18 protein-coding genes are annotated in these 21,637 nt (G+C 45.5%); 2 read left to right on the top strand and 16 right to left on the bottom strand.

Features of this window, described 5'->3' with window-relative positions; translation table 11 throughout:
• Positions 1-6: 6 nt before the first annotated feature.
• The 3 genes from AB4512_RS01355 to AB4512_RS01345 all read right to left on the bottom strand — a co-directional run bounded on the left by AB4512_RS01355 (position 7) and on the right by AB4512_RS01345 (position 2,574).
• Entirely contained in the window at positions 7-393 is a 387-nt protein-coding gene (locus AB4512_RS01355) for a hypothetical protein (protein ID WP_137001886.1), read from the bottom strand.
• A gap of 200 nt (positions 394-593) precedes the next feature.
• The gene (locus AB4512_RS01350; protein ID WP_102394136.1) at positions 594-2,297 is read right to left on the bottom strand and encodes a sodium:solute symporter family protein; all 1,704 of its coding nucleotides are present in this window, start codon (positions 2,295-2,297) and stop codon (positions 594-596) included.
• Positions 2,298-2,307: 10 nt separating this feature from the next.
• Positions 2,308-2,574, bottom strand: a complete 267-nt coding sequence (locus tag AB4512_RS01345; protein ID WP_010435433.1) for a DUF4212 domain-containing protein — start codon at positions 2,572-2,574, stop codon at positions 2,308-2,310.
• Between the two features lie 448 nt (positions 2,575-3,022).
• Between AB4512_RS01345 and AB4512_RS01340 the strand changes: the two genes are divergently transcribed.
• Entirely contained in the window at positions 3,023-4,774 is a 1,752-nt protein-coding gene (locus AB4512_RS01340; RefSeq protein WP_372174193.1) for a potassium/proton antiporter, read from the top strand.
• On the opposite strand, the gene AB4512_RS01335 is transcribed toward AB4512_RS01340, so the two are convergent.
• The 11 genes from AB4512_RS01335 to aspA all read right to left on the bottom strand — a co-directional run bounded on the left by AB4512_RS01335 (position 4,771) and on the right by aspA (position 19,422).
• Complete coding sequence (locus tag AB4512_RS01335; RefSeq protein ID WP_017062717.1) at positions 4,771-5,400, bottom strand: response regulator transcription factor; 630 nt, start codon at positions 5,398-5,400, stop codon at positions 4,771-4,773. The genes AB4512_RS01340 and AB4512_RS01335 overlap by 4 nt on opposite strands.
• Before the next feature lie 212 nt (positions 5,401-5,612).
• Entirely contained in the window at positions 5,613-7,463 is a 1,851-nt protein-coding gene (locus AB4512_RS01330) for a protein-disulfide reductase DsbD (protein WP_017066562.1), read from the bottom strand.
• A 175-nt stretch (positions 7,464-7,638) separates the two neighbouring features.
• A complete protein-coding gene (locus AB4512_RS01325; protein WP_372174191.1) occupies positions 7,639-8,127 on the bottom strand; it encodes an arginine repressor in 489 nt (162 codons plus the stop codon).
• A gap of 328 nt (positions 8,128-8,455) precedes the next feature.
• On the bottom strand, positions 8,456-8,920 hold the full coding sequence (pyrI, locus tag AB4512_RS01320; protein ID WP_059021942.1) for an aspartate carbamoyltransferase regulatory subunit: 465 nt from the start codon (positions 8,918-8,920) through the stop codon (positions 8,456-8,458).
• 15 nt (positions 8,921-8,935) lie between these two features.
• Positions 8,936-9,865, bottom strand: coding sequence for an aspartate carbamoyltransferase (gene pyrB, locus AB4512_RS01315; protein WP_004729720.1), 930 nt, complete (start codon positions 9,863-9,865; stop codon positions 8,936-8,938).
• A gap of 492 nt (positions 9,866-10,357) precedes the next feature.
• Positions 10,358-11,368: an ornithine carbamoyltransferase gene (locus AB4512_RS01310; protein WP_372174189.1), complete on the bottom strand. Its 1,011-nt coding sequence runs from the start codon at positions 11,366-11,368 to the stop codon at positions 10,358-10,360.
• Between the two features lie 141 nt (positions 11,369-11,509).
• Positions 11,510-12,421, bottom strand: a complete 912-nt coding sequence (arcC, locus tag AB4512_RS01305; RefSeq protein ID WP_017062723.1) for a carbamate kinase — start codon at positions 12,419-12,421, stop codon at positions 11,510-11,512.
• 73 nt (positions 12,422-12,494) lie between these two features.
• Positions 12,495-13,718, bottom strand: coding sequence for an arginine deiminase (gene arcA / locus AB4512_RS01300; protein ID WP_372174187.1), 1,224 nt, complete (start codon positions 13,716-13,718; stop codon positions 12,495-12,497).
• 805 nt (positions 13,719-14,523) lie between these two features.
• A complete protein-coding gene (locus tag AB4512_RS01295) occupies positions 14,524-15,972 on the bottom strand; it encodes a YfcC family protein (protein ID WP_017062726.1) in 1,449 nt (482 codons plus the stop codon).
• Between the two features lie 510 nt (positions 15,973-16,482).
• On the bottom strand, positions 16,483-17,790 hold the full coding sequence (locus tag AB4512_RS01290) for an anaerobic C4-dicarboxylate transporter (RefSeq protein WP_017061168.1): 1,308 nt from the start codon (positions 17,788-17,790) through the stop codon (positions 16,483-16,485).
• A 180-nt stretch (positions 17,791-17,970) separates the two neighbouring features.
• On the bottom strand, positions 17,971-19,422 hold the full coding sequence (gene aspA / locus AB4512_RS01285) for an aspartate ammonia-lyase (RefSeq protein WP_017063668.1): 1,452 nt from the start codon (positions 19,420-19,422) through the stop codon (positions 17,971-17,973).
• A 284-nt stretch (positions 19,423-19,706) separates the two neighbouring features.
• Here aspA and AB4512_RS01280 point away from each other — a divergent pair, with 284 nt between their 5' ends.
• Positions 19,707-20,231: an FxsA family protein gene (locus AB4512_RS01280; RefSeq protein WP_012604974.1), complete on the top strand. Its 525-nt coding sequence runs from the start codon at positions 19,707-19,709 to the stop codon at positions 20,229-20,231.
• Between the two features lie 168 nt (positions 20,232-20,399).
• On the opposite strand, the gene trmL is transcribed toward AB4512_RS01280, so the two are convergent.
• Positions 20,400-20,879: a tRNA (uridine(34)/cytosine(34)/5-carboxymethylaminomethyluridine(34)-2'-O)-methyltransferase TrmL gene (gene trmL / locus AB4512_RS01275; protein ID WP_009844716.1), complete on the bottom strand. Its 480-nt coding sequence runs from the start codon at positions 20,877-20,879 to the stop codon at positions 20,400-20,402.
• 83 nt (positions 20,880-20,962) lie between these two features.
• The gene (locus AB4512_RS01270; protein WP_017071177.1) at positions 20,963-21,580 is read right to left on the bottom strand and encodes a superoxide dismutase; all 618 of its coding nucleotides are present in this window, start codon (positions 21,578-21,580) and stop codon (positions 20,963-20,965) included.
• Between the last annotated feature and the right edge of the window lie 57 nt (positions 21,581-21,637).

Raw genomic sequence — 21,637 nt, 5'->3', positions numbered from 1 at the left:
TCCTTGTTAGCCAAGTGGGGCTTGGACTTGTTGTAGTGTTTGGCTGAGATTCAAAAAACGCGCTTGGCCTTGAGGTTGCTGGCAGTAGTGGCGCTTCAAATAAAATAGTGGTGAGTGAATAGAGTCTAGGCAGATATGACGAAAGGCGAAACTGCGCTGAGGAGACTCAATCGCTTCAATCAAATGAAAGAAAACTTGGCGTAGATACAGCTCGCACAACAAGATGTTTTCTTGAGCGGCATGCTTTTCATAGTAAGCCGAAAGCGTCTGTGCACACTCGATATACTCTCGAATTACAAACGGCTCATGGCCTTGAACTTGTTCTAATGAAGCAAAGCGATCCTGTGCTTTGTAAAATCTCGAATAGAGAACCTGCTGCTCTTTCATCATCATCTGCATCTCTTTATTGGATGTTAATGATAATTATTATCAAATAAAATTTTAAAAACAACCCTTTGTTTATCTTTTTATAAAGTGAGCAGAAAAAGAAAAAGCCGATACACGAAGTATCGGCTTTCTGGAGTCAGTACCTAATCCCTACAATGTAAGTACTGATTCATTTTTTGCTAAACATCTTTGTTTAATGGTCGTGCTTAGTGGTCGTGAGCTTCACCTGCACCTTTCGGGTAACGGATGTTCTCAACCATATCTTGTACATCTTGTGGTACTTCAGCAGTTACTTTGTTTACAGCAATCGATACTACGAAGTTTAGACACATACCTAGCGTACCGATGCCTTCTGGGCTGATACCAAACCACCAGTTTTCAGGTGTGCTTGCTGCTGGGTTAATGAACTTGAAGTAGATGATGTAGCTTGCTGTGAAGGCAATACCTGACAACATACCTGCAATTGCGCCTTCCTTGTTCATCTTCTTGTAGAAGATACCTAGGATAATCGCTGGGAAGAAGGATGCTGCGGCTAAGCCGAAGGCAAACGCTACTACCTGTGCTACAAAGCCTGGTGGGTTAATACCTAAGTAACCGGCACCGACAATCGCGACCATGGCTGCCAGACGAGCGGCTAACAGCTCCTGCTTGTCGGTCATGTTTGGTCTGAAGCCTTTCTTCAACAAGTCATGTGAAATCGACGTTGAGATGACCAATAGTAGACCCGCGGCTGTTGATAGTGCGGCTGCTAGGCCACCGGCTGCAAGCAGTGCTACAACCCAGTTTGGTAGTTTCGCTAGCTCTGGAGAAGCCAGTACGATGATGTCACGGTTAATCTTCATCTCGTTGCGCTCATCGCCCGAGTAGAACATTTTGCCATCGCCGTTCTTATCTTCCCAACCTACTAGGCCAGTGCTTTCCCAGTTTCTGTACCAGCTTGGTGCGTCCGCTGCAGCGACACCTTGCATGTCAGGGCCGTTGATTGTTTCGATCATGTTTACACGAGCGAATGCTGCAACGCCTGGTGCTGTTGTGTATAGCAATGAGATGAACAGTAGTGCCCAACCCGCTGAGATACGAGCATCACGTACTTTTGGTACCGTGAAGAAACGAATGATTACGTGTGGAAGACCCGCAGTACCGACCATTAGAGCCGCACAGATGAAGAATACATCTACCATGCTCTTGTTACCTTCGGTATAGGCGGTAAATCCGAGTTCTTCGGTCAGTCCATCCAGTTTATCAAGAAGGTAAACATCTGTGCCTGATAGCGTAGAGCCCATACCAACTTGTGGAAGTGGGTTACCTGTCATCATGATTGAGGTAAAGATTGCTGGAACAAGGAAGGCGAAAATGAGGACACAGAATTGAGCTACCTGCGTATAAGTGATGCCTTTCATGCCACCTAGTACTGCGTAGAAGAACACAATACCCATACCAATGATGATGCCTAGGTTAATATCAACTTCTAGGAAACGAGAGAATACAACGCCCACACCACGCATCTGGCCTGCAACGTACGTAAACGATACGAAGATTGCACAGAATACCGCTACCATACGTGCCGTTTTCGAGTAGTAACGCTCACCGATGAAATCAGGAACCGTAAACTGACCGAACTTACGTAGGTAAGGTGCTAAACATAGCGCAAGTAGTACATAACCACCTGTCCAACCCATTAGGTAAACCGCACCGTCGTAACCAACGAATGAGATGATACCTGCCATTGAGATGAATGATGCTGCCGACATCCAGTCAGCGGCGGTCGCCATGCCGTTTGCTACTGGGTGTACACCACCGCCAGCAACGTAGAACTCACTAGTAGACCCTGCACGAGCCCAGATTGCGATGCCGATATATACCGCGAAAGTAATACCGACGAGAATAAACGTCCAAGTTTGAATATCCATGTTCTAGCCTCTAGTCTTCCTGTACGTTGTATTTTTTGTCGAGCGCATTCATGCGGACAACGTAAATAAATATCAGCGCCACGAAGGTGTATATCGAACCTTGCTGAGCGAACCAAAATCCTAGCTTGAACCCGCCAAACTGAACGGTATTGAGGGCATCCACAAATAAGATGCCAGCGCCGTAAGACACCGCAAACCAGACCGCGAGCAGTGTTCCCATAATTCCCAAGTTTTCCTTCCAGTAGGCTTGAGCATGTTCCGTAGATTCGAACGCCATTGCCTTCTCCTTTATTCCGTTTTCGTAGAAACTGTTTTTGTGAAACCGTTTTGTAAAATAGCGTGTTAACGTAATGTTACGATTTAGAATGTAGCAAGGATAAGTCAAGGGATCTGTGCAACTTTAGTCGGGATGGTATTAGCGCTAATGTACTGAAATATGGGAGCTAGGAGACATAATCATAGAAAAATGTGATGTTAAAATGTTGTTAAATTAGCCAAAGGTCTAACAAAAAGGGATGAATTAGACTGCGAGTCATAAAATTTAACAACTAAATGACCGAGAAACGGTATTTAGTCCTGCCTATGACACGAAGCGAAACATAAGTTTGTTATAGTAACTACGGTACTTTCACCGGCTGTGACTTGCTTAACGGCAGAAGATCAACAAGCTAGTGGCAAAAGATCAACAGGCTTAAAGCTCGAGTTTTATTCTTTGGGGGAACGAATTGGACGCAATAACCATTAATCACTTATTTTTGACTGGTGCCGTACTCATCGCCATCAGTGTACTTTTCTCACAAGTGTCCTCTCGATTGGGCGTTCCTATTCTTTTGATCTTCCTTTTCGTTGGCATGTTAGCCGGTGAAGATGGCCCGGGCGGTATTAATTTCGATGATTACTCACTGACTTATTTGGTGAGTAACCTCGCGCTTGCCGTGATCTTGCTGGATGGCGGTATGCGAACCAAGGTCGCAAGCTTCAAGGTCGCTTTCTGGCCGTCGCTCTCATTAGCAACAATAGGCGTAGCCTGTACTGCGACTCTAACCGGTTTAATGGCGGCTTGGCTGTTCGACCTGTCACTGATGCAGGGCATTTTGGTGGGCGCGATTGTTGGTTCGACCGATGCGGCAGCGGTATTCTCTTTGTTGAAAGGGCAGAGCCTCAATGAACGTGTTGGCTCAACCCTAGAGATCGAATCCGGTACCAATGACCCAATGGCGGTGTTCCTGACGGTGACCTTAATTGCGCTGCTGGGCACTCCTGATGCTGAAATGGGGATGAACTTCCTACTGAAAAGCTTCGCGATGCAGTTTGGTATCGGCACTCTTATCGGTCTTGGTGGGGGCTGGGTGCTATGGAGCTTAATCAATCGAGTACAATTGGCTGATGGCCTTTATTCCATTCTGGTACTCAGTGGGGGTGTGGCTCTGTTTGCGTTCTCTAACATGCTTGGCGGCAGCGGCATCTTATCGATTTACCTAGTGGGCTTGTTCATTGGTAATCGTCCGACGCGCTCTCGACACTCTATTCTTAATGTTCTTGATGGCATGACGTGGCTAAGCCAGATCGTGATGTTCTTGGTATTGGGTTTATTGGTGACGCCATCAACGTTGATGGACATTGCTCTGCCTGCGCTGGCACTGGCCTTCGGTATGATTTTGTTTGCTCGTCCGCTGTCGGTTTGGTTGGGTTTACTGCCGTTCAGAAGCTTTTCCACCAAAGAACGCTGGTTTGTTTCTTGGGTAGGTTTGCGTGGTGCAGTACCAATCATCTTAGCGGTATTCCCGATGATGGCAGGCCTGCCCAATGCTCAGCTGTATTTCAATATCGCCTTCTTCGTGGTTATGGTTTCGCTGATTGTTCAAGGCGGTAGCTTGATGAAAGTTGCAAGACTCGCTCAAGTGACTTTACCACCGACGCCAACACCGATTTCTCGTACCGGTATGGAGATTTATCCGACCAGTGAGTGGGAGATGTTTGTTTACAAATTGAAAGACGAGAAGTGGTGTGTCGGCGAGCCGCTTAAACGCTTATCTATGCCAGAAGGGACGCGCATTGCGGCAGTGTTTCGACAAGATGCCATGCTTCACCCATCAGGCAGCACCGTGTTAGAGGCGAACGATATCTTATGTGTGCTTGGTCAAGACAAAGATTTGGACAGCTTAAGTTCGTTGTTCAGTGAGGCGCCTCTAGCAGAAGAGGCGGCACGATTCTTTGGTGACTTCTTCTTGGATGTTGAGCTATCAGTTGCGGCAGTGAGTGATTGTTATGGTATTGAACTTGGCTCGGAAGAAGAGCGAGAAATGACGCTAAAACAATTGGTTGCTCAAGAGCTTGGCGCACACTCTGTATTGGGTGATAGCTTTGAGTGGCATGACATCACTTGGGTGGTTGCAGAGATAGATGATCATAAAGTCGTCAGGTTGGGTTTATGTTTACCTAAGACGACTTTAGAAGAGGATATCAGTGAAGCTTAATTGTGGACTTCTTGTAGCAAGATAACCGCTTGAGTACGATTTTTCACATCCAGTTTACGGAAGATGGCCGTCATATGTGCTTTGATGGTCGCTTCCGAAACATTCAATTCATACGCGATTTGCTTGTTAAGCAAGCCGTCAGAAAGCATCCCTAATACCTTGTATTGCTGAGGCGTCAGTGTGGAAATCTTTTCTGCAAGGTCGCTACACGCTGCATTATTGGTGATAAGCCCTTCAGGGAAGAACGGGTCGCCATTCAGCACTTGATTCAGTGCACTCACCAACTCACGCATATCACTCGACTTAGGAATAAAGCCAAACGCACCGTGGCTCTTCACCTGAGTGACCACGCTGGCATCTTCACTGGCAGAAACCACCACAATCGGTAGATCTGGGTATTCAGCGCGCAGTTGAATTAAGCCTGACATGCCATTGGCGCCCGGCATTTTCAGATCGAGCAGTAATAGATCCGGCTCGCCTTCTTTCTTTAGCAGAGTCAGTAAGGCATCGAGAGAATCGGCCTCAAGCAGGTTCGCACCACTGATCGCCATATGAACTGACTGAAACAGGGCGTTGCGAAAGAGAGGGTGGTCATCAGCAATGATGATGGTATAGGTCGAGTCCATGACGTTCATACTTTTAACAATTTAGTTAATATTTATTATCATCCTGATTGAGTATGTGGACAATATCTATGCATTAAAAGTCTGAACCATATCGACTTTTATCCCCGGAATAAGAAAGCGTTACTCTGAATAGCAAAAAAGCCGCACTGCCATCTCGTTACGGAGGGGCGGTGCGGCTTTCGATTCGGCTTATATTTTAGTGAATATTGCCGTTATAGCTGGTGGTTTTGCATGTGTTTTAAGAATACATCAGCAGGCATAAAACCGGTTACACGAGCATTTGGAACATGGTTACCCTCGCCATCCCAGAACTCAATCGTCGGTAAGCCAAGTACCTGTAATTGTTTAAGCAGTTCAATGTCTTGAGGCATGTTTCTCGTTACATCGGCTTGTAGCAGTACAAAGTCAGAAAGCTTGTTTTCCACATCAGCTTGATGGAAGGTGTACTTCTCGAACTCTTTACACGCCACACACCAATCGGCGTAGAAGTCGAGCATCACAGGCTTACCGAGTTTCTTCGCTTCGATGAGCTGGATTTCTAGCTCTTCAACCGTGTTGATGCGTGCAAATTGGATGTGCTGTTGTTCTACCGTTACGCTCTTCTCCGCAAACCAATAGTTCAATGCAGGCTGTGCCGAAGCAAACAAGCCAAGCATCGCGATGATGCCTACCGCACTCTGCTTCCAGCCGCCGAATGGCAGTGCATTCTTGCTATGGTACAGCCAACCAAAGGCGATGAAGCCAAGGCCAGACCAAAGCACGGTTGCCCACAATTCAGGAATGATGCGCTCTAGCAGGAAGATAGGTGCTGCCAGCAAGATAAAGCCGAATACGATCTTCACCTTGTCCATCCAGCTGCCCGCTTTAGGCAATAGCTTATTACCAAATACCGCAACTAAAATCAGCGGAATACCCATACCCATGGCTAATGCATACAGAGCAATCGCACCGGTAAATAGGTCGCCACTCTGAGCCACATACAGCAGCGCGCCTGACAATGGCGCCGTGGTACAAGGTGAACACACCAAGCCAGAGATAGCGCCCATTGCGAATACGCCCAAGGTATTGCCACCTTGCTGCTTATTGCTTTGATTGTTGAGCCAAGTTTGAATGCTGCTTGGCAGTTGCAGGTTATAAACGCCAAACATCGACATTGCCAACGCCACGAACAGAACACTCAGCGCGATCAGCACGTAAGGGTGCTGCATAGCGGCTTGGAACTGCATGCCTGCTGAAGCAACCACTAAACCTAATAAGGTGTAGGTTAACGCCATGCCTTGCACGTAAATAAAGGACAGCATCAGCGCGCGACCTTGGCTGAGTTTGCCACCACCTAAAACGATACCCGTTAGAATCGGATACATAGGCAGCACACACGGCGTAAAGGCTAAACCAACACCGAGTGCTAAGAATAATAGAGGGGTCCACCAACTGTCACCGAGCTTATCGGCTAAGCCTGCTTCTTTTGAAACAGGGGCATTTGGCTGTTGAGTCGTGTTACTTACAACGTCTGCTTTCGGAGATGTTGGTTGCGTAGAAACATCGGTTTCGTTGCCAGCAGAAGATGAAGCTTGTGAGTCACTACCTTGCGAATTAGCAGAACCTGTTGCTGTGAAAGGTTCAATGTCGATGATACGAGTCTCTGGTGGGTAGCAGAACCCTGCGTCCGCACAGCCTTGATACTTAACGATCAGCTGTGAGCCATCTTGGTAACTCTGCAGAGGAACTTGCACGAATAACGGCTGAGTATAAATGCTCACCTCACCGAAGAATTCATCTTGGTGCGGCTTACCATCTTCTAATTCAACATTACCGATAGCGAGATTTTGCCCGGTGAACGAGAGGCTATGTTGATAGAGGTAGTAGCCCTCTTTTACTTGCCAGTCGAGAAGGACTTTGTCGTCTTGCTGGTAGTAATTGAAAGGGAAAGCTTGGTCTACAGGGACAAAACCATTGTTATTGCCTCCGAAGCTTGGCTCGGCGTTGTCGTTCCCAAATAGCGCCCACGCAGGCTGGGTGAATAGGGAAACACAAACAAAAAGTAATGTGGCAAGTCGTCGCATACTATTTAGTCATCAAAATGGGGTTGAAGGTATCTTAACTCAATCAGACCGTAATAGTTTGCTATTAGTTTCATCGGCAAACAAATATCCCCTAAGGCGGGATAGCGATTTTATTGGGTAATCGAGTGGGGAGCTGCAATTCAACTTGAGTGACTTGCCTTTGTAAAAGAGACATTTAAGCTACACCCAAGCGTGCTTTTACTACTTGTTCGCAAGCATCAATATTCATCGTATCTTTTGGAATAATAAGCACGGTATCATTACCGCCAACGGTGCCGATAATCTCAGTATGTGGGTCGATATCGACTAATCTTGCGACTAATTGAGCACAACCTGGATGAGTTTTTACGATGACCATCGCTTGGTTATGAGTGATGAATTCGATTTGCGATGAGATGGATGCACCGACACGAACCGGTGCACTTTCAACCGTGATGCAGTAAACCTTTTTACCGCAAGCATTCTGAATTTTGACAACACCAAGCTGTGACAAAATACGAGATACCGTCGACTGGCTAATGCCGGTATAGCCGATCTCGACTAGCTTTTCGCGCAGTTGGTTTTGGGTTGAGAAGCTTTGTTGTTGTAGTAAGCGTTTGCACGCTGCAGTCAGTGTTTTATCTTCAGCTGAATACAAGCAACCGTGCTCAGTGATCGGGTTCATGAACAACTCCTTAAGGTCAACATGTGGTTATCGCTTGTCCATAGCGCCGAGCGTACTCCCAAAGCCGTAGAGTACGATTGTTAAATAGGGCTTACCGATGAATCCCGAAATAAAGAGGGAAGGTATGCGTGATGTATGATCGTCTATCCATTGAGTCTACCACTAAAGGATAGTTATCTTTTTGAAGGGGATCACCAAATAAAATTCTAGTTAATTGCTTTTATTTTGGAGTTTTATTCTTTTTGTTAAATGGATATTTATTCCAAGTTTGGCATAAATATCCATCGGTATTAGGGTGCTTTGGAGACCGTGATAATGGCGCTAAGGGTTAGCGAATTTCACTCATGATCTCGCGAGAGAATACTTTTTCACAGTAGTGACATTTTAGCTGCACGTTTTCCTGTTTTAGCTGCACTTTAAAGCTGCTTTCGACTGGCTCACCGTGCGAAATACAGTTGCTATTCGGGCAAGAGTAGACACTGTTGATTTGGTCTGGCAGCACTAATGTTAGCTTGTTCACCACCTTGTACTCTTCAATCTGATTGACCGTCGCTTGCGGGGCGTACAGAGCCAATTGGTTGGCTTGTTCCTTGGTCAGAAAGATGTTCTCAATCTTGATTAGGTCTTTGTTGCCGAGTGCTGATGATGGCAGGTTTAACCCCATAGTGATGCGCTGTTCTGTTTTATGCAGCTTGAACAGTTTGAGAATTTTAATCCCAAGATGAGCAGGGATGTGGTCAATGACGCTGCCATTACGGATCGCTTCTACTTGTAGCTGAGTTTGTTTAACCATGACTGTATCTCCTGCTTATAAAGTGTCGTTTAGAACTAGGGCTAATAAAGCTTCACGTGCATACACACCGTTTTCAGCTTGTTCGAAGTAGTAAGCGTGTGGCGTTTTATCGACGTCAGTTGTGATTTCGTCGACACGTGGCAGTGGGTGAAGCACCTTCATGTTTTGGCGAGCGTCTTTCAGCGTATCGGCCGTCAGAATGTAAGCCGATTTCATGTGCGCGTATTCTGACGCATCAAAGCGCTCTTTCTGTACGCGAGTCATGTACAGAACATCCAGCTCAGGCACCACTTCTTCAATGCTGCTGTGGGTGCTGTATTGGATACCCATCTCTTCCAGTTCTTCACAGATGTAATCAGGCATCGCTAACACTTCTGGCGCAATAAAGAAGAAACGTACGTTATTGAATTTTGATAGTGCTTGGGTCAATGAGTGTACGGTGCGGCCATATTTTAGGTCACCAACGAATGCCACATTGAGGTTGTCGAGCGTGCCTTGCGTTTCGTAAATCGAGAATAGATCCAACAAGGTCTGCGTTGGGTGCTGATTGGCACCATCGCCACCATTCACAATTGGCACACCGTTAGAGAACTCAGAGGCTAAACGTGCTGCCCCTTCTTGTGGATGACGCATCACAAAGGCATCAACGTAAGAAGAGATAACTTGCACCGAATCGGCAAGTGTTTCGCCTTTTTTCGCCAATGACGTGTTACCGCCATTATCAAAACCGATGACAGTGCCACCTAGGCGTTGAACTGCGGTTTCAAATGAAAGGCGAGTTCTAGTTGAAGGCTCAAAGAAGCAGCTCGCAACCACCTTATTTTTCAGCAGCTCTGGGTTTGGCTCTGCTTTGAGTCTTGCTGCAGTATCGACGATAAGCTCCAGTTCATCACGAGAGAGCTCTGGAATGGAGATGATGTGCTTGTTAAATAACGAATGCGCCATAACGGGTCTTCCTTTTTCTATGCATACAGTCAAATTGCGGACAAAAAAAAGCCCCCTAAAAATAGGAGGCTTCGAAACGATCAATAGAGCAAAATAAAAATGACACCACCGCCACTCTTTGGCGTGTAGTTTGACAATCATGTGCGACAGAATTGCAGTTCATTTTTTGCTCTCTTAAGACAAATTGCGGAGGATTATACTCAGATAAAAACGGCATGCAATACTTTCTGTAAAGTATTCATTTAATGGATTTTTATGCGAAATAACCTCTACATTTTGCTTTGATTTAAGCCCTTGTTGAAACAGAAAATCTCAGGGTTTTTGGGGCGATAATGCCCTCAAGTACATGAAAAAAAATGCGGGCTTTATCCAAGGGCTAAATCCCAAGTTCGCCGCCCGCATTTCCCTGTCATTACACTTAACTTGTCAATGTCTCGCGAACAAGTGAGTGCTTAACTTCTTAGTTGTTTCGATTCTTAGCTGTTTAGGTAATTAACTGCCTAGTGTTGCAACCATTATTGCTTTGATGGTGTGCATGCGGTTTTCAGCTTCATCGAACACGATAGAGTATTCAGACTCAACTACCTCATCAGTCACTTCCACACCGTCTTTTAGCTGTGGATATTCAGCCGCAAGTTGTTTGCCTACCGTGGTATCTTCGCCATGGAAAGCTGGCAGACAGTGCATGAATTTCACATGTGGGTTACCCGTTGCTTTCAGCATTTCCATGTTCACTTGGTAAGGCATCATTAGGTTGATACGCTCAGCCCATGCTTCTTTCGCTTCGCCCATAGATACCCAAACGTCGGTGTACAGGAAGTCACAACCTTGCACGCCTTCTTGAACATCTTCAGTCAGTGTAATTTTGCCACCTGTGTGCTCTGCGATTTCACGACACTGAGCCAATAGTTCTTCTTGTGGCCAGAACTGTTTTGGAGCAACAAGGCGAATGTCCATGCCCATTTTCGCTGCGCCAACCATCAGAGAGTTACCCATGTTGTTGCGAGCATCACCTAGGTAAGCAAAGCTGATTTCATGCAGTTGTTTACCACGGCCGTATTCCGTCATGGTTAGGAAGTCAGCAAGAATTTGTGTAGGGTGGAATTCGTCAGTCAGACCATTCCATACTGGAACTCCAGCGTAAGCGCCTAGCTCTTCAACAATCTCTTGACCGAAGCCGCGGTATTCAATGCCATCGTACATACGGCCAAGAACGCGAGCGGTATCTTTCATTGATTCTTTGTGGCCAATTTGAGAGCCAGATGGGCCTAAGTAAGACACGCGAGCGCCTTGGTCGAATGCCGCTACTTCGAATGCACAGCGAGTACGAGTTGAGGTTTTCTCAAAGATAAGCGCAATGTTTTTGCCAGTTAGTGTTGGCTGTTCGTAACCGTTGTACTTCGCTTTTTTTAGCTCCATAGAAAGATCTAATAAGTGTTGAATTTCGCGTGGAGTGAAATCTAGTAGTTTTAGGAAGTTACGATTGCGTAGGTTAAAAGCCATGATGTATTCCTTCTTAGATTTAGGCGCTTTCTTGTTACAGGGAAAGAAAATTCAAGAAAGCGCGATTCAATTTTTGTGTATTAATTTCAGTTCAAACGGTGATTCAGTTTTCTCGCAAGGTTTGAAAAGCTCGCGAGTAGATTAATCTTTGGTGATGTTGGTGCCCGCCAAGCCTTGCAGGATTTGCAAACCATCTTCGAGTGCACCAATACCGACGACTTTGCCGCCTTGCTGAATGAATTCGCACGATGCTTCAATTTTTGGTCCCATAGAGCCTGCATCAAATTCGAATTTCGCCAGTTCACTTGGTGTGGTGCTGCGCAGTGCGTGTTGAGTCGGTTTGCCCCAATCAAGGTAAACAGCGTCCGCGTCGGTCAAAATAAGCAGTGCATCCGCATCCAGTTGTTTCGCTAAGAAAGCCGCTGACATGTCTTTGTCGATAACCGCTTCAACACCCACTAATTTGCCGTTCTCTTTTTTCACTGGGATGCCACCGCCGCCAGTACAAATCACTAGGTGGCCTGCATCGATAAGTTGGGTGATCGCTTCGTGCTCAACAATGCCAGTAGGGCGTGGGCTTGGCACAACGCGACGAAAGTGTTGGCCGTCTGGTTTGACGATCCAGTGGAATTTCTCCGCCAATTCACGCGCTTCCGCTTCTTCGTAGATCGGGCCAATCGGCTTCGTTGGATCGGCGAATGCAGGATCGTTTGGATCAACGGTCATTTGCGTCAACATGCACGAGATGTTGCGGTTAGGTAGATAGTTCTTGAACTCTTGCATCAGCATGTAGCCGATCATGCCTTGAGTCTCACTGCCCAATACATCTAGCGGATACGGGTTTACTTTTTTGTATTCCAAACCTTGCAGAGCCAGTAAACCAACTTGTGGGCCATTACCATGTACTAGAACCACGTTGTACACTTTCGCGATTTCAGAGATGGTTTTAACCGCTGTTTCAATATTACGGCGTTGAACATCGGCTTCTAACGGCTCACCGCGACGAAGTAGGGCATTACCGCCGAGTGCAACAACAACAGTTTGCTTAGTCATAATTGTGTTCTCTCATTTTGGCCAAGCTGAGATTATTTAAGATCATTCAACTTGGCCGTTTTCGTCTTAGTGATTAGATACCATCACGCTCAATTGGGCTGCTCATGCAGCGTGCGCCACCGCGACCGCGGCCAAGTTCATCTCCAGGGATAGGAAGAACTGTGATGCCTGCTTTATCGTATTTTTCATTGGTGTAGGTGTTGCCTTCGTAGCCAATCACAACGCCAGGTTTAACCGTTAGAACGTTGTTTGCATCGTTCCACTGCTCACGTTCTGCATGGAAGTTGTCACCACCGGTCGTGATTAGGTTTAGCTTGTCTACGCCAAGTGCTTTTTCGATAGCTGTTACGAAGTAGCCTTCTTCTTTCACTTTCACTGCGCCAGACTCATCACCAGTTAGGTTCCAGCACTGTACGTCTTTACTCACCACTTCAGGGTAAACAGAGAACGTATCTTCGTTCATGTGCGTCATAACGGTGTCTAAGTGCATGCAAGAGCGGTGTTTTGGTAGCTGCATTGCGATAACTTGTTTCGCTTGACCGTGTTTGAATAGGCTAGATGCTAAGTGCTCAACACCTTGTGCTGTTGTACGCTCAGACATACCGATAAGAACCGTACCGCGACCGATTACAAGAACGTCACCGCCTTCAATGGTTGAGTTGTCGTAGCTGATGTTTTCTTCATCGCCGAAGTACTTAATGAAGTCTTGGCCAGCAAATGTTGGGTGCCAGCGGTAAATAGCGCGAACGTGGTTGGTTTCACGTTGACGAGCAGGTTTCGCCATCGGGTTGATGGATACGCCACCGTATACCCAGCAAGATGTGTCACGAGTAAATAGGTGGTTTGGTAGCGGTTCGATAATGAAGTCGGTTGGTGCGTGCATGCCTTGCATCATTGAAGATGATTTCATTGGCATCTCAGCGTAAGACAGACCACCCGTTAGGATTTTTGCTAGTTCTAGGTTTGGTAAGTCGCCCAAGTAGCAGCGCACATCGTTAGCAAAGGTTTTGCCTAAGCGGTAATCAGAAACTTGATGATTCAAAAGCCAATCTTTCGCTTCTGGCACTGCTAGCGTGTCTGCTAGTAGGTCAGTAAGAAGAAGAACTTCAACACCTTGATCACGCAGCGTTTGAGTAAATGCGTCATGCTCTTTACCAGCACGTTCAACAGCCAGTACGTCATCAAATAGTAAATCGTGACAGTTAGAGGGTGTTAGGTGAGTCAGTGCGCGTCTTGGACGGTGAACTAGAACGCGGCGTAATTGACCTATTTCAGAACCTACATAGAACTTACTCATGATCGTCTCTCTCTTATATATTTGAATTACTTTTATCGCTAAGAGTAATTATTTATTTTCAGTTGAGAAGAATGAATTATTTATTCATATCTCTTGTCTGGAATTAATATTACGCCTGCTAGTCAGGTATTCTTAGAGATCTATCACAAATCGTTTTTTATCCCGCAGCCCTTTAAAATTAAGGGTTTTAACAAACTTTATGCACTTTCAGTTATGAATAATACATTCTAAATAGTTAGCAGTTAGGGAACTTTATGCACGCTTTTTTGACGAAACTTACTAGAATCTAATTTACGAGGGATTATATGCAGAATAGTTTTATTGATAAGAGTGTACTTAGCTTGGAAGTATGCAGTGTTTTTATTTAGATATTTAATTTTGGATGTGGAATTAATTGTTTATTAACAAAGTAAATGCGAATAAAGCTGTTGCGATCACATTTTAAAATCGGCTGTTTAAGTGTGTTTTTTGATAGAAAAGGGCATTAATCCTCGTCTGTTTATTAGGCTATTAATTACTTTAAATATAATTAACGCTAATAAGTGACTAACTATTTGTTTAAACATCATGGTTGAAAATAGAGTGTTATTTCATCAAGAAAATTAGATGTTTAAAAGTAGGATTGATTCTTCTATTGCGAGTGCTTTGAGTTTGGTTGAGCTTGGCTACGAACAGAAGAACCTTGAATATCGCGTGTATGGCTTTGAGGAGCTGTTTCAGTGGCAGAGGGTTACATTGAGAGGGAACAATAAAAAAGCCGCTGTGAGAAGCGGCTTTGGATGAGAAAGGAGTGAAGTGCTGTTAGTTAGATCAGCGCACCAATACTCAGTACAACAATGCAGAACACCATCAATATACCGACTAGTGGCATCACCCATTTAACCCAGCGCACGTAAGGGACACGAGCAATCGCCAAACCACCCATCACCACCGCGGAGGTTGGGGTGATTAGGTTCACCAAGCCAGATGCAGATTGGTACGCAGTGATAACCAAGTCACGACCTACGCCAGCAAAGTCGGCCAGTGGTGCCATGATTGGCATGGTCAGTACCGCTAAGCCAGAGGTCGATGGCACTAAGAACGACAGTAGAATCTCTAAGAAGAACATCACGTTAATGAAGATAACCGAAGAAAGCCCCGTTACCATCTGTTCTGCTGAGAAGAGAATGGTATCGGTGATCATACCGCGGTCCATCACCACTACGATACCACGTGCAATACCTATGATGAGCGCAACGCCAAGTAGGTCGCGGGCACCATCAATGAAGCTGGTGGTAAACTCTTCTTCGCTCATGCGAGCCACAATACCAACGATGATGGTTGCTGCTAAGAACATCGCTGAGATCTCAGCCATCCACCATCCAGCAACGGATACACCATAAATCATTACAGCGAACGAGCCACCAAAAATGGTCAGAATCAGTTTGCGAGTCGCGGTGAATTCAAGTTTTTCGCCGCTCGCATTACCTAAGAAGTGCGCTTTGTTCTCTTCGTATTTGTCGTAGACAATTGATGTTGTTGGATCGGCTTGAACCATTCTTGCGTAACGCATTACGTAGGCAACACAAATACCCCAACCAATAATCAACATCGCAATGCGCAACACGATACCGTCTGTAAATGGAATACCAGAGGCGTTGGCAGCGATCACGGTTGCGAATGGGTTAATCGTTGAACCCAGCACCCCAATACCTGCACCAAGCAGTACGGTCGCAGCGGCAACAAGAGGGTCAAAGCGAGCTGCCATCATTACCGGCACTAGCAATGTATAGAAGGGCAGTGATTCTTCCGCCATGCCGTAGACGGTACCACCTGCGGCAAATAGCGCCATCAGTATTGGTATCATCAACTCTTCTCGCCCTTCTAAGCGGGCGGTGACGCGCTCGATACCGGCATCAATGGCACCCGTTTTGGTTACTAGCCCTAAGAAGCCACCAATGATTAAGATGAACAGCGAAACGTCGATAGCCGCCGCTTCATAGCTATTGTGGTCATAGAAGCCGTCAATAGGCGCGAGCAGTACATCAATCACGCCTTGAGGGTTACCTTCTACCGCTTGATAGGTTCCGGTTACGGGTACTTCTCGGCCTAGCTCTTCATTCATTGCACGGTCGTATTGGCCTGCTGGAACAATCCAGGTAAGCAGTGCAACGAACGCAATCAGAATAAATAGAATGGTGTAGGCAGAAGGGAATTTAAAGTTGGCAAAGAAGCCGCCCTTTTTTTTCTCGCTTGGTATCGTTTGAGTTGTCATGGCTATCTCCTTACATCATCTTAAATAGAAGTGATGTGAATTAGCGACTAATGATTTATAGATTGTAAATACACGGACACTTATAAAGCACTCAACGATATAAAGTTGCTGACTTTAAATTAAGGTTGTTTTTATATTTACTAATCCAAATGAAGTTAGATTTAATTTAGCTGCGGTTATTTTATTCCTTACTCCGGTATTTAAGTTTGGTGCTGTTCACAAAAATAATGGCTAATAAAAGGGCTAAAAAATGGCAGAAAATTGTCAAGGTTTTTTGGTTAGTTAGCTTGGATTAATATTCGTTTTGGATTAACTGGAAGTGGAAGGAGATTGATTTGGTAGGTGTTGTTTATGATTAGGCAGAATAATCTTGGAATTTTATTCAAACTTTATTTTTAGGCGGCTTTTAAAGTTTATAATGGTTATTTGATGCGTATCAAATAACACATTGAGCAGAAAACAAAAAAGGAAGCCGAAGCTTCCTTTTAAATGTTCAATCACCAGCGAATGTTAGATAAACAGACCGCCGAATGCGAAGCCGAGTGCTACCGCAGTACTGATTGTTACCACACCTGGAATGAAGAATGGGTGGTTGAATACGTAGTTACCGATACGCGTTGAGCCTGTGTCATCCATCTCAACCGCTGCTAGTAGCGTAGGGTAAGTTGGAAGTACGAACAGCGCACTTACCGCAGCAAAAGAAGCAACGGCTGTTAGTGGTGCTACGCCAATCGCTAGTGCTGCAGGCATCAGTGCAACTGTTGTTGCGCCTTGAGAGTAAAGCAGCATAGAAGCGAAGAACAGAACAAGAGCCAGCATCCATGGGTAATCAGCCAGTAGAGCGCCTGCTACGTCTTTGATTTCAGCAACGTGTGCGTTTACAAACGTTGAACCTAACCAAGCCACACCAAGTACACATACACATGCCGTCATACCAGAACGGAACGTTGGTGCTGAAGAAATCTTCGCTGCATCAATCTTAGTGAACATCACGATAGCCGCTGCTGCTGCCAGCATTACAGACATGATCGCTTCGTTACGACCTAGCGCCGGGTTTTCAATTAGGCCAACAGAGCTAGAGATAGCCGCTGCGTAACAAACCACGAAACCAATTGCAGCTAGGAAGATGTACGTTGCTTTCTTCGCTGTAGGTAGAATTTCGCGTTTCTCTTCTGTTGCTAGCTTGATTAGACCTTTCTCTAGACGTTCTTGATAAACAGGATCGTCTTTCAATTCGCTACCCATGTAGTTAGCAACAACCGCACCAACCATACAAGCGATGAAGGTTGTTGGGATACAAACCATCAATAGCGTTAGGTAATCAACACCAAATGGTGCCAACATTGCTGCGAAAGCCACAACTGCAGCCGAGATTGGCGAAGCTGTGATAGCAATTTGAGAAGCGACAACTGCGATAGACAGTGGACGAGAAGGACGAACACCTTGGCCTTTCGCTACTTCTGCAATAACAGGAAGCGTAGAGAATGCTGTGTGACCAGTACCCGCCATTAATGTCATTACAAAGGTCACAATCGGCGCGTAAAAGGTGATGCGTTCAGGGTGTTTACGCAAAAAGTTTTCGGCAATTTGTACCAACCAGTCCATACCGCCAGCAACTTGCATTGCAGCAATTGCGGTGATAACTGACATGATGATCAAGATTACGTCGATCGGGATGAAAGATTGGCTTGTTGGAACGCCAAGAATAAGTGAAAGGGCAATAACACCAGCACCACCGGCAAAACCAATACCGATACCGCCAATTCTGGCCCCCAAAAAGATAAAGAGCAGGACGACAAACAGTTCTACTGCAATCATAAGTAACACCTCATTTAGATTTTATTATGTGAACATTCGCCGCTGGAATGTTCACATAATAGTTCTATGGTTTAGATTCAATTTGGCAAAAGCGCAACCAACGGAAATCCACAAAATAATCATGGTTAACCGTATTGGAGCCTAAAAAAGGGCTCCGTTTGGAACCCTTTCTCGCTAACTTTATTCGTAGCGCTTCGCTTTATACTGAGGATGCATCAAATTTTCAACAGAGAAAATGTCATCAAGTTCTTCTTCGGTTAATAAACCGCGCTCTAGAACCACATCACGAACGCTCTTACCTGTCTCAGCACAGATCTTACCAACAATGTCACCCTCGTGGTGGCCAATGTATGGGTTTAGGTAAGTGACGATACCGATAGAGTTAAATACGTGCGCTTCACATACTTCTTTGTTCACCGTAATGCCGTCTACACACTTGTCGCGTAGGTTCACACAAGCGTTTGTTAGGATGTCTAGAGACTCAAACATGCTTTGTGCAATAACAGGTTCCATTACGTTCAGTTGAAGTTGACCACCTTCCGCAGCGAAAGAAACCGTGTTGTCGTTACCTAGAACTTTGAAGCAAACTTGGTTTACTACTTCAGGTACAACTGGGTTTACTTTAGCAGGCATGATTGAAGAACCTGCTTGCAGTTCAGGTAGGTTTAGCTCGTTCAAACCAGTACGTGGACCTGAAGAAAGTAGACGCAAGTCGTTACAGATCTTAGATAGCTTAACTGCTAGACGCTTAAGTGCGCCGTGCGTCATTACGTATGCGCCACAGTCAGACGTTGCTTCGATTAAATCTTCAGCCGCTACACACTCTAGGCCTGTTACTTCTGCTAGGTGTTTCACTGCTAGGCCTTGGTAACCCGGTGCTGCGTTCAGACCTGTACCGATAGCCGTTGCGCCTAGGTTTACTTCAAGCAGTAGTTTTGAAGTGTATTCTAGGTTTTTGATTTCTTCATTGATGGTTACAGCCCAAGCGTGGAACTCTTGGCCAACCGTCATTGGAACTGCGTCTTGAAGCTGAGTACGACCCATCTTCAAAATCGTGTTGAATTCTTGGCTCTTAAGCTCGAATGCACCTTTTAGGTATTCGATCGCATCAATCAGTTTACGAACGCTGTTGTAAACAGAGATACGGAAGCCAGTTGGGTAAGCACAGTTTGTAGATTGGCTGCGGTTTACATGGTCGTTCGGGTTGATGAACTCGTATTGGCCTTTTTCTTTGCCCATAAGTTCAAGAGCCACGTTCGCAACAACTTCGTTTGCGTTCATGTTTACAGAAGTACCAGCACCACCTTGGAAAACGTCCGATGGGAACTGATCCATGCACTTACCCGTGTCTAGAATTAGGTCACAAGCTTGGATGATGTATTTAGCCACTTCGCTTGGAATTACACCTAACTCTTTGTTTGCTAAAGCCGCTGCTTTCTTAGTCATCACCATACCGCGAACGAATTCAGGTACATCTGAGATCGTTACATTTGAGATGTTGAAGTTTTCAACTGCGCGTAGAGTGTGGATGCCGTAGTAAGCATCAGCCGGAACATGACGTTGACCTAATAGATCTTCTTCGAGACGAGTAGCTTGAGGAGCTTCAACTTGAGCTTCTGATTGAGTAGCCATAACAGGATCCTTAGAGAATTATTCTGATTATATAGTTAGTTATTAGCCTATTCTGTGTGCAAATACTCCGTTCGCTAGAATATTGGGCTGATAAATCCGTCCTGACTTATGTGGCACATGATACTGTACTTAGCGCATAAAAATATTAAGTGGATCACCTTTTTCGGTTTTGTTTCGTCAATATTTTGCAAAGTTATTCTTGGTCAATAAACACGCTTATTTACAGGATAAATTTGAGATTGTTAGGGCTTTCAGCGTAAACTGCAAGTAACAAAGGAGGGCGTGTGTTTCCTATCTTATTATTACTATTTATCTTCGTACCCATCATTGAGATTGGGCTATTTATTCAAGTTGGTGGCTTCTTAGGATTGTGGCCAACTATTGCGTTGGTTTTGATCACTGCATTTGTGGGTGCATCGCTGGTTCGTAGCCAAGGCATTCAGACACTTATGTCTGTGCAAGGTCGTTTGCAACAAGGCGAAATGCCAGCACAACAGATTCTTGAAGGTGTGATGCTTGCAGTTGCCGGTGTATTGCTGCTGACTCCGGGTTTTATGACGGACGCACTCGGTATGTTGGTATTATTGCCAGCACCAAGAGCGATGATTGCCAAGAAAATGATGGAAAAAATGGTGGTGACTAATATGTCTGGCGGTTTCCATGCCGGTGGACAAGCTGGTTTTGGCCAGAGCCCATTTGGACAAGACCCATTCAATCGCGATCCATCTGATCAATCAAAAGACGGCAACACCTTTGAGGGTGAGTTTGAGAAGAAAGACGACGACAACGATCGTAATCGCTTAAACTAATTAATCTTTTTTCTCTTTAGATAGAGGGAAAACAGAAAAGGCTCTTACCTTTATCCTTCGCAAGAAAGTGATAATGGTAAGAGCCTTTTTTATTGTCTGTCGCTAGCTGTTACTTACTGTTTACTATCGATAACAGATAACAGATAAAAGATAAGCTTGAGTGTTCGGTTATACCGCGCCTTCAAAGCCCATTTGTCGCCATGCTTCAAAAGCAATGATTGCCACTGCGTTAGACAGGTTGAGGCTGCGTGCGTCTGGCATCATTGGAATACGAATACGTTGCTCCATTGGCATGCTTTCAATGAACTCAGCAGGCAGGCCGCGAGTCTCAGGGCCAAACATCAGCACATCGCCTTGTTGGAATTTCGCATCAACGTGGTGGCCTGTCGTTTTTGTGGTGCAAGCAAAGATGCGGAAATCACCCTCACGTTCATTCTCTAGATACTCAAGGAAAGCTTCTAGGTTCTTGTGACGCTTAACTCGCGCAAGGTCGTGGTAATCCAATCCAGCACGACGAACCTTCTTCTCTTCAAAATCAAAGCCAAGCGGTTCAATCAGGTGCAGGTTTGCGCCGCAGTTAGCACATAGGCGGATGATGTTACCCGTATTGGGTGCAATTTCTGGTTCGTATAGAGCGATATCAAACATGTTGGTTCACAAGAGTAATCAAAGATAGCCCGAGTATACGGTGGCAAGCTGAGTGAGTACAGTTCGCCACCGTCACCATTCGCTTACGCTTGGTTCGTTAGTGCTTGCGCGTAGTTTTCAGAAACCGCCTTCCAATTCACCACATTCCACCATGCGTTGATGTAATCAGGGCGACGGTTTTGGTAGCTGATGTAGTAGGCGTGTTCCCAAACATCCAATGCAAGAATCGGCTCACCGTTGCTAGCGATGGTATCCATCCATGGGTTGTCTTGATTTGAGGTCGAGATGATCTTCAGTTGTCCTTGCTCTACCACTAGCCAAGCAAAGCCCGAGCCAAAGGTATTGAGCGCCGCTTGAGCGAACTGATCTTGGAAGGTCTCGAAATCTCCGAAGGTACTCTTGATAGCCTCACCAAGCTCGCCCGTAGGTTCACCACCGCCGTCTCGCGACATGCAGTTCCAGTACAAGATGTGATTGTAGTAGCCACCGCCATTGTTACGAACAGCCGGGCTGTGCTGAGAGATGTTGGCGAAGATCTCGGTCAGAGATTGCTGTTCTAGCTCGCTGCCAGACACCGCCGCAACAAACTTATCGTAGTAGGTTCTATGGTGCTTGCTGTAATGCACTTCCATTGTCTTAGCGTCAATGTAAGGCTCTAGGGCATCGTAAGCGTAGGGTAAAGCAGGGAAAGTGTGCGACATGGTAAATCCTCCTTAATTAGAGGATTTACCATAATGGTAATGACAATCATTATCAAC

Source organism: Vibrio sp. 10N.222.52.B7, from assembly GCF_041474275.1.
GTDB lineage: Bacteria > Pseudomonadota > Gammaproteobacteria > Enterobacterales > Vibrionaceae > Vibrio > Vibrio crassostreae_C.
The sequence above is the reverse complement of the archived record's forward strand: the minus strand, read 5'-3'. Positions and strand labels throughout refer to the sequence as shown.

What these genes read in the sequence shown, in the direction of transcription:
- AB4512_RS01330 (WP_017066562.1), bottom strand. Translation starts at nt 7,463, where the DNA reads ATGCGACGACTTGCCACATTACTTTTTGTTTGTGTTTCCCTATTCACC.
- pyrI (WP_059021942.1), bottom strand. Translation starts at nt 8,920, where the DNA reads ATGGTTAAACAAACTCAGCTACAAGTAGAAGCGATCCGTAATGGCAGC.
- AB4512_RS01345 (WP_010435433.1), bottom strand. Translation starts at nt 2,574, where the DNA reads ATGGCGTTCGAATCTACGGAACATGCTCAAGCCTACTGGAAGGAAAAC.
- AB4512_RS01350 (WP_102394136.1), bottom strand. Translation starts at nt 2,297, where the DNA reads ATGGATATTCAAACTTGGACGTTTATTCTCGTCGGTATTACTTTCGCG.
- AB4512_RS01295 (WP_017062726.1), bottom strand. Translation starts at nt 15,972, where the DNA reads ATGACAACTCAAACGATACCAAGCGAGAAAAAAAAGGGCGGCTTCTTT.
- AB4512_RS01325 (WP_372174191.1), bottom strand. Translation starts at nt 8,127, where the DNA reads ATGAACCCGATCACTGAGCACGGTTGCTTGTATTCAGCTGAAGATAAA.
- AB4512_RS01270 (WP_017071177.1), bottom strand. Translation starts at nt 21,580, where the DNA reads ATGTCGCACACTTTCCCTGCTTTACCCTACGCTTACGATGCCCTAGAG.
- AB4512_RS01335 (WP_017062717.1), bottom strand. Translation starts at nt 5,400, where the DNA reads ATGGACTCGACCTATACCATCATCATTGCTGATGACCACCCTCTCTTT.
- arcA (WP_372174187.1), bottom strand. Translation starts at nt 13,718, where the DNA reads ATGAGTAAGTTCTATGTAGGTTCTGAAATAGGTCAATTACGCCGCGTT.
- trmL (WP_009844716.1), bottom strand. Translation starts at nt 20,879, where the DNA reads ATGTTTGATATCGCTCTATACGAACCAGAAATTGCACCCAATACGGGT.
- AB4512_RS01355 (WP_137001886.1), bottom strand. Translation starts at nt 393, where the DNA reads ATGATGATGAAAGAGCAGCAGGTTCTCTATTCGAGATTTTACAAAGCA.
- AB4512_RS01310 (WP_372174189.1), bottom strand. Translation starts at nt 11,368, where the DNA reads ATGGCTTTTAACCTACGCAATCGTAACTTCCTAAAACTACTAGATTTC.
- pyrB (WP_004729720.1), bottom strand. Translation starts at nt 9,865, where the DNA reads ATGGCGCATTCGTTATTTAACAAGCACATCATCTCCATTCCAGAGCTC.
- aspA (WP_017063668.1), bottom strand. Translation starts at nt 19,422, where the DNA reads ATGGCTACTCAATCAGAAGCTCAAGTTGAAGCTCCTCAAGCTACTCGT.
- AB4512_RS01290 (WP_017061168.1), bottom strand. Translation starts at nt 17,790, where the DNA reads ATGATTGCAGTAGAACTGTTTGTCGTCCTGCTCTTTATCTTTTTGGGG.
- arcC (WP_017062723.1), bottom strand. Translation starts at nt 12,421, where the DNA reads ATGACTAAGCAAACTGTTGTTGTTGCACTCGGCGGTAATGCCCTACTT.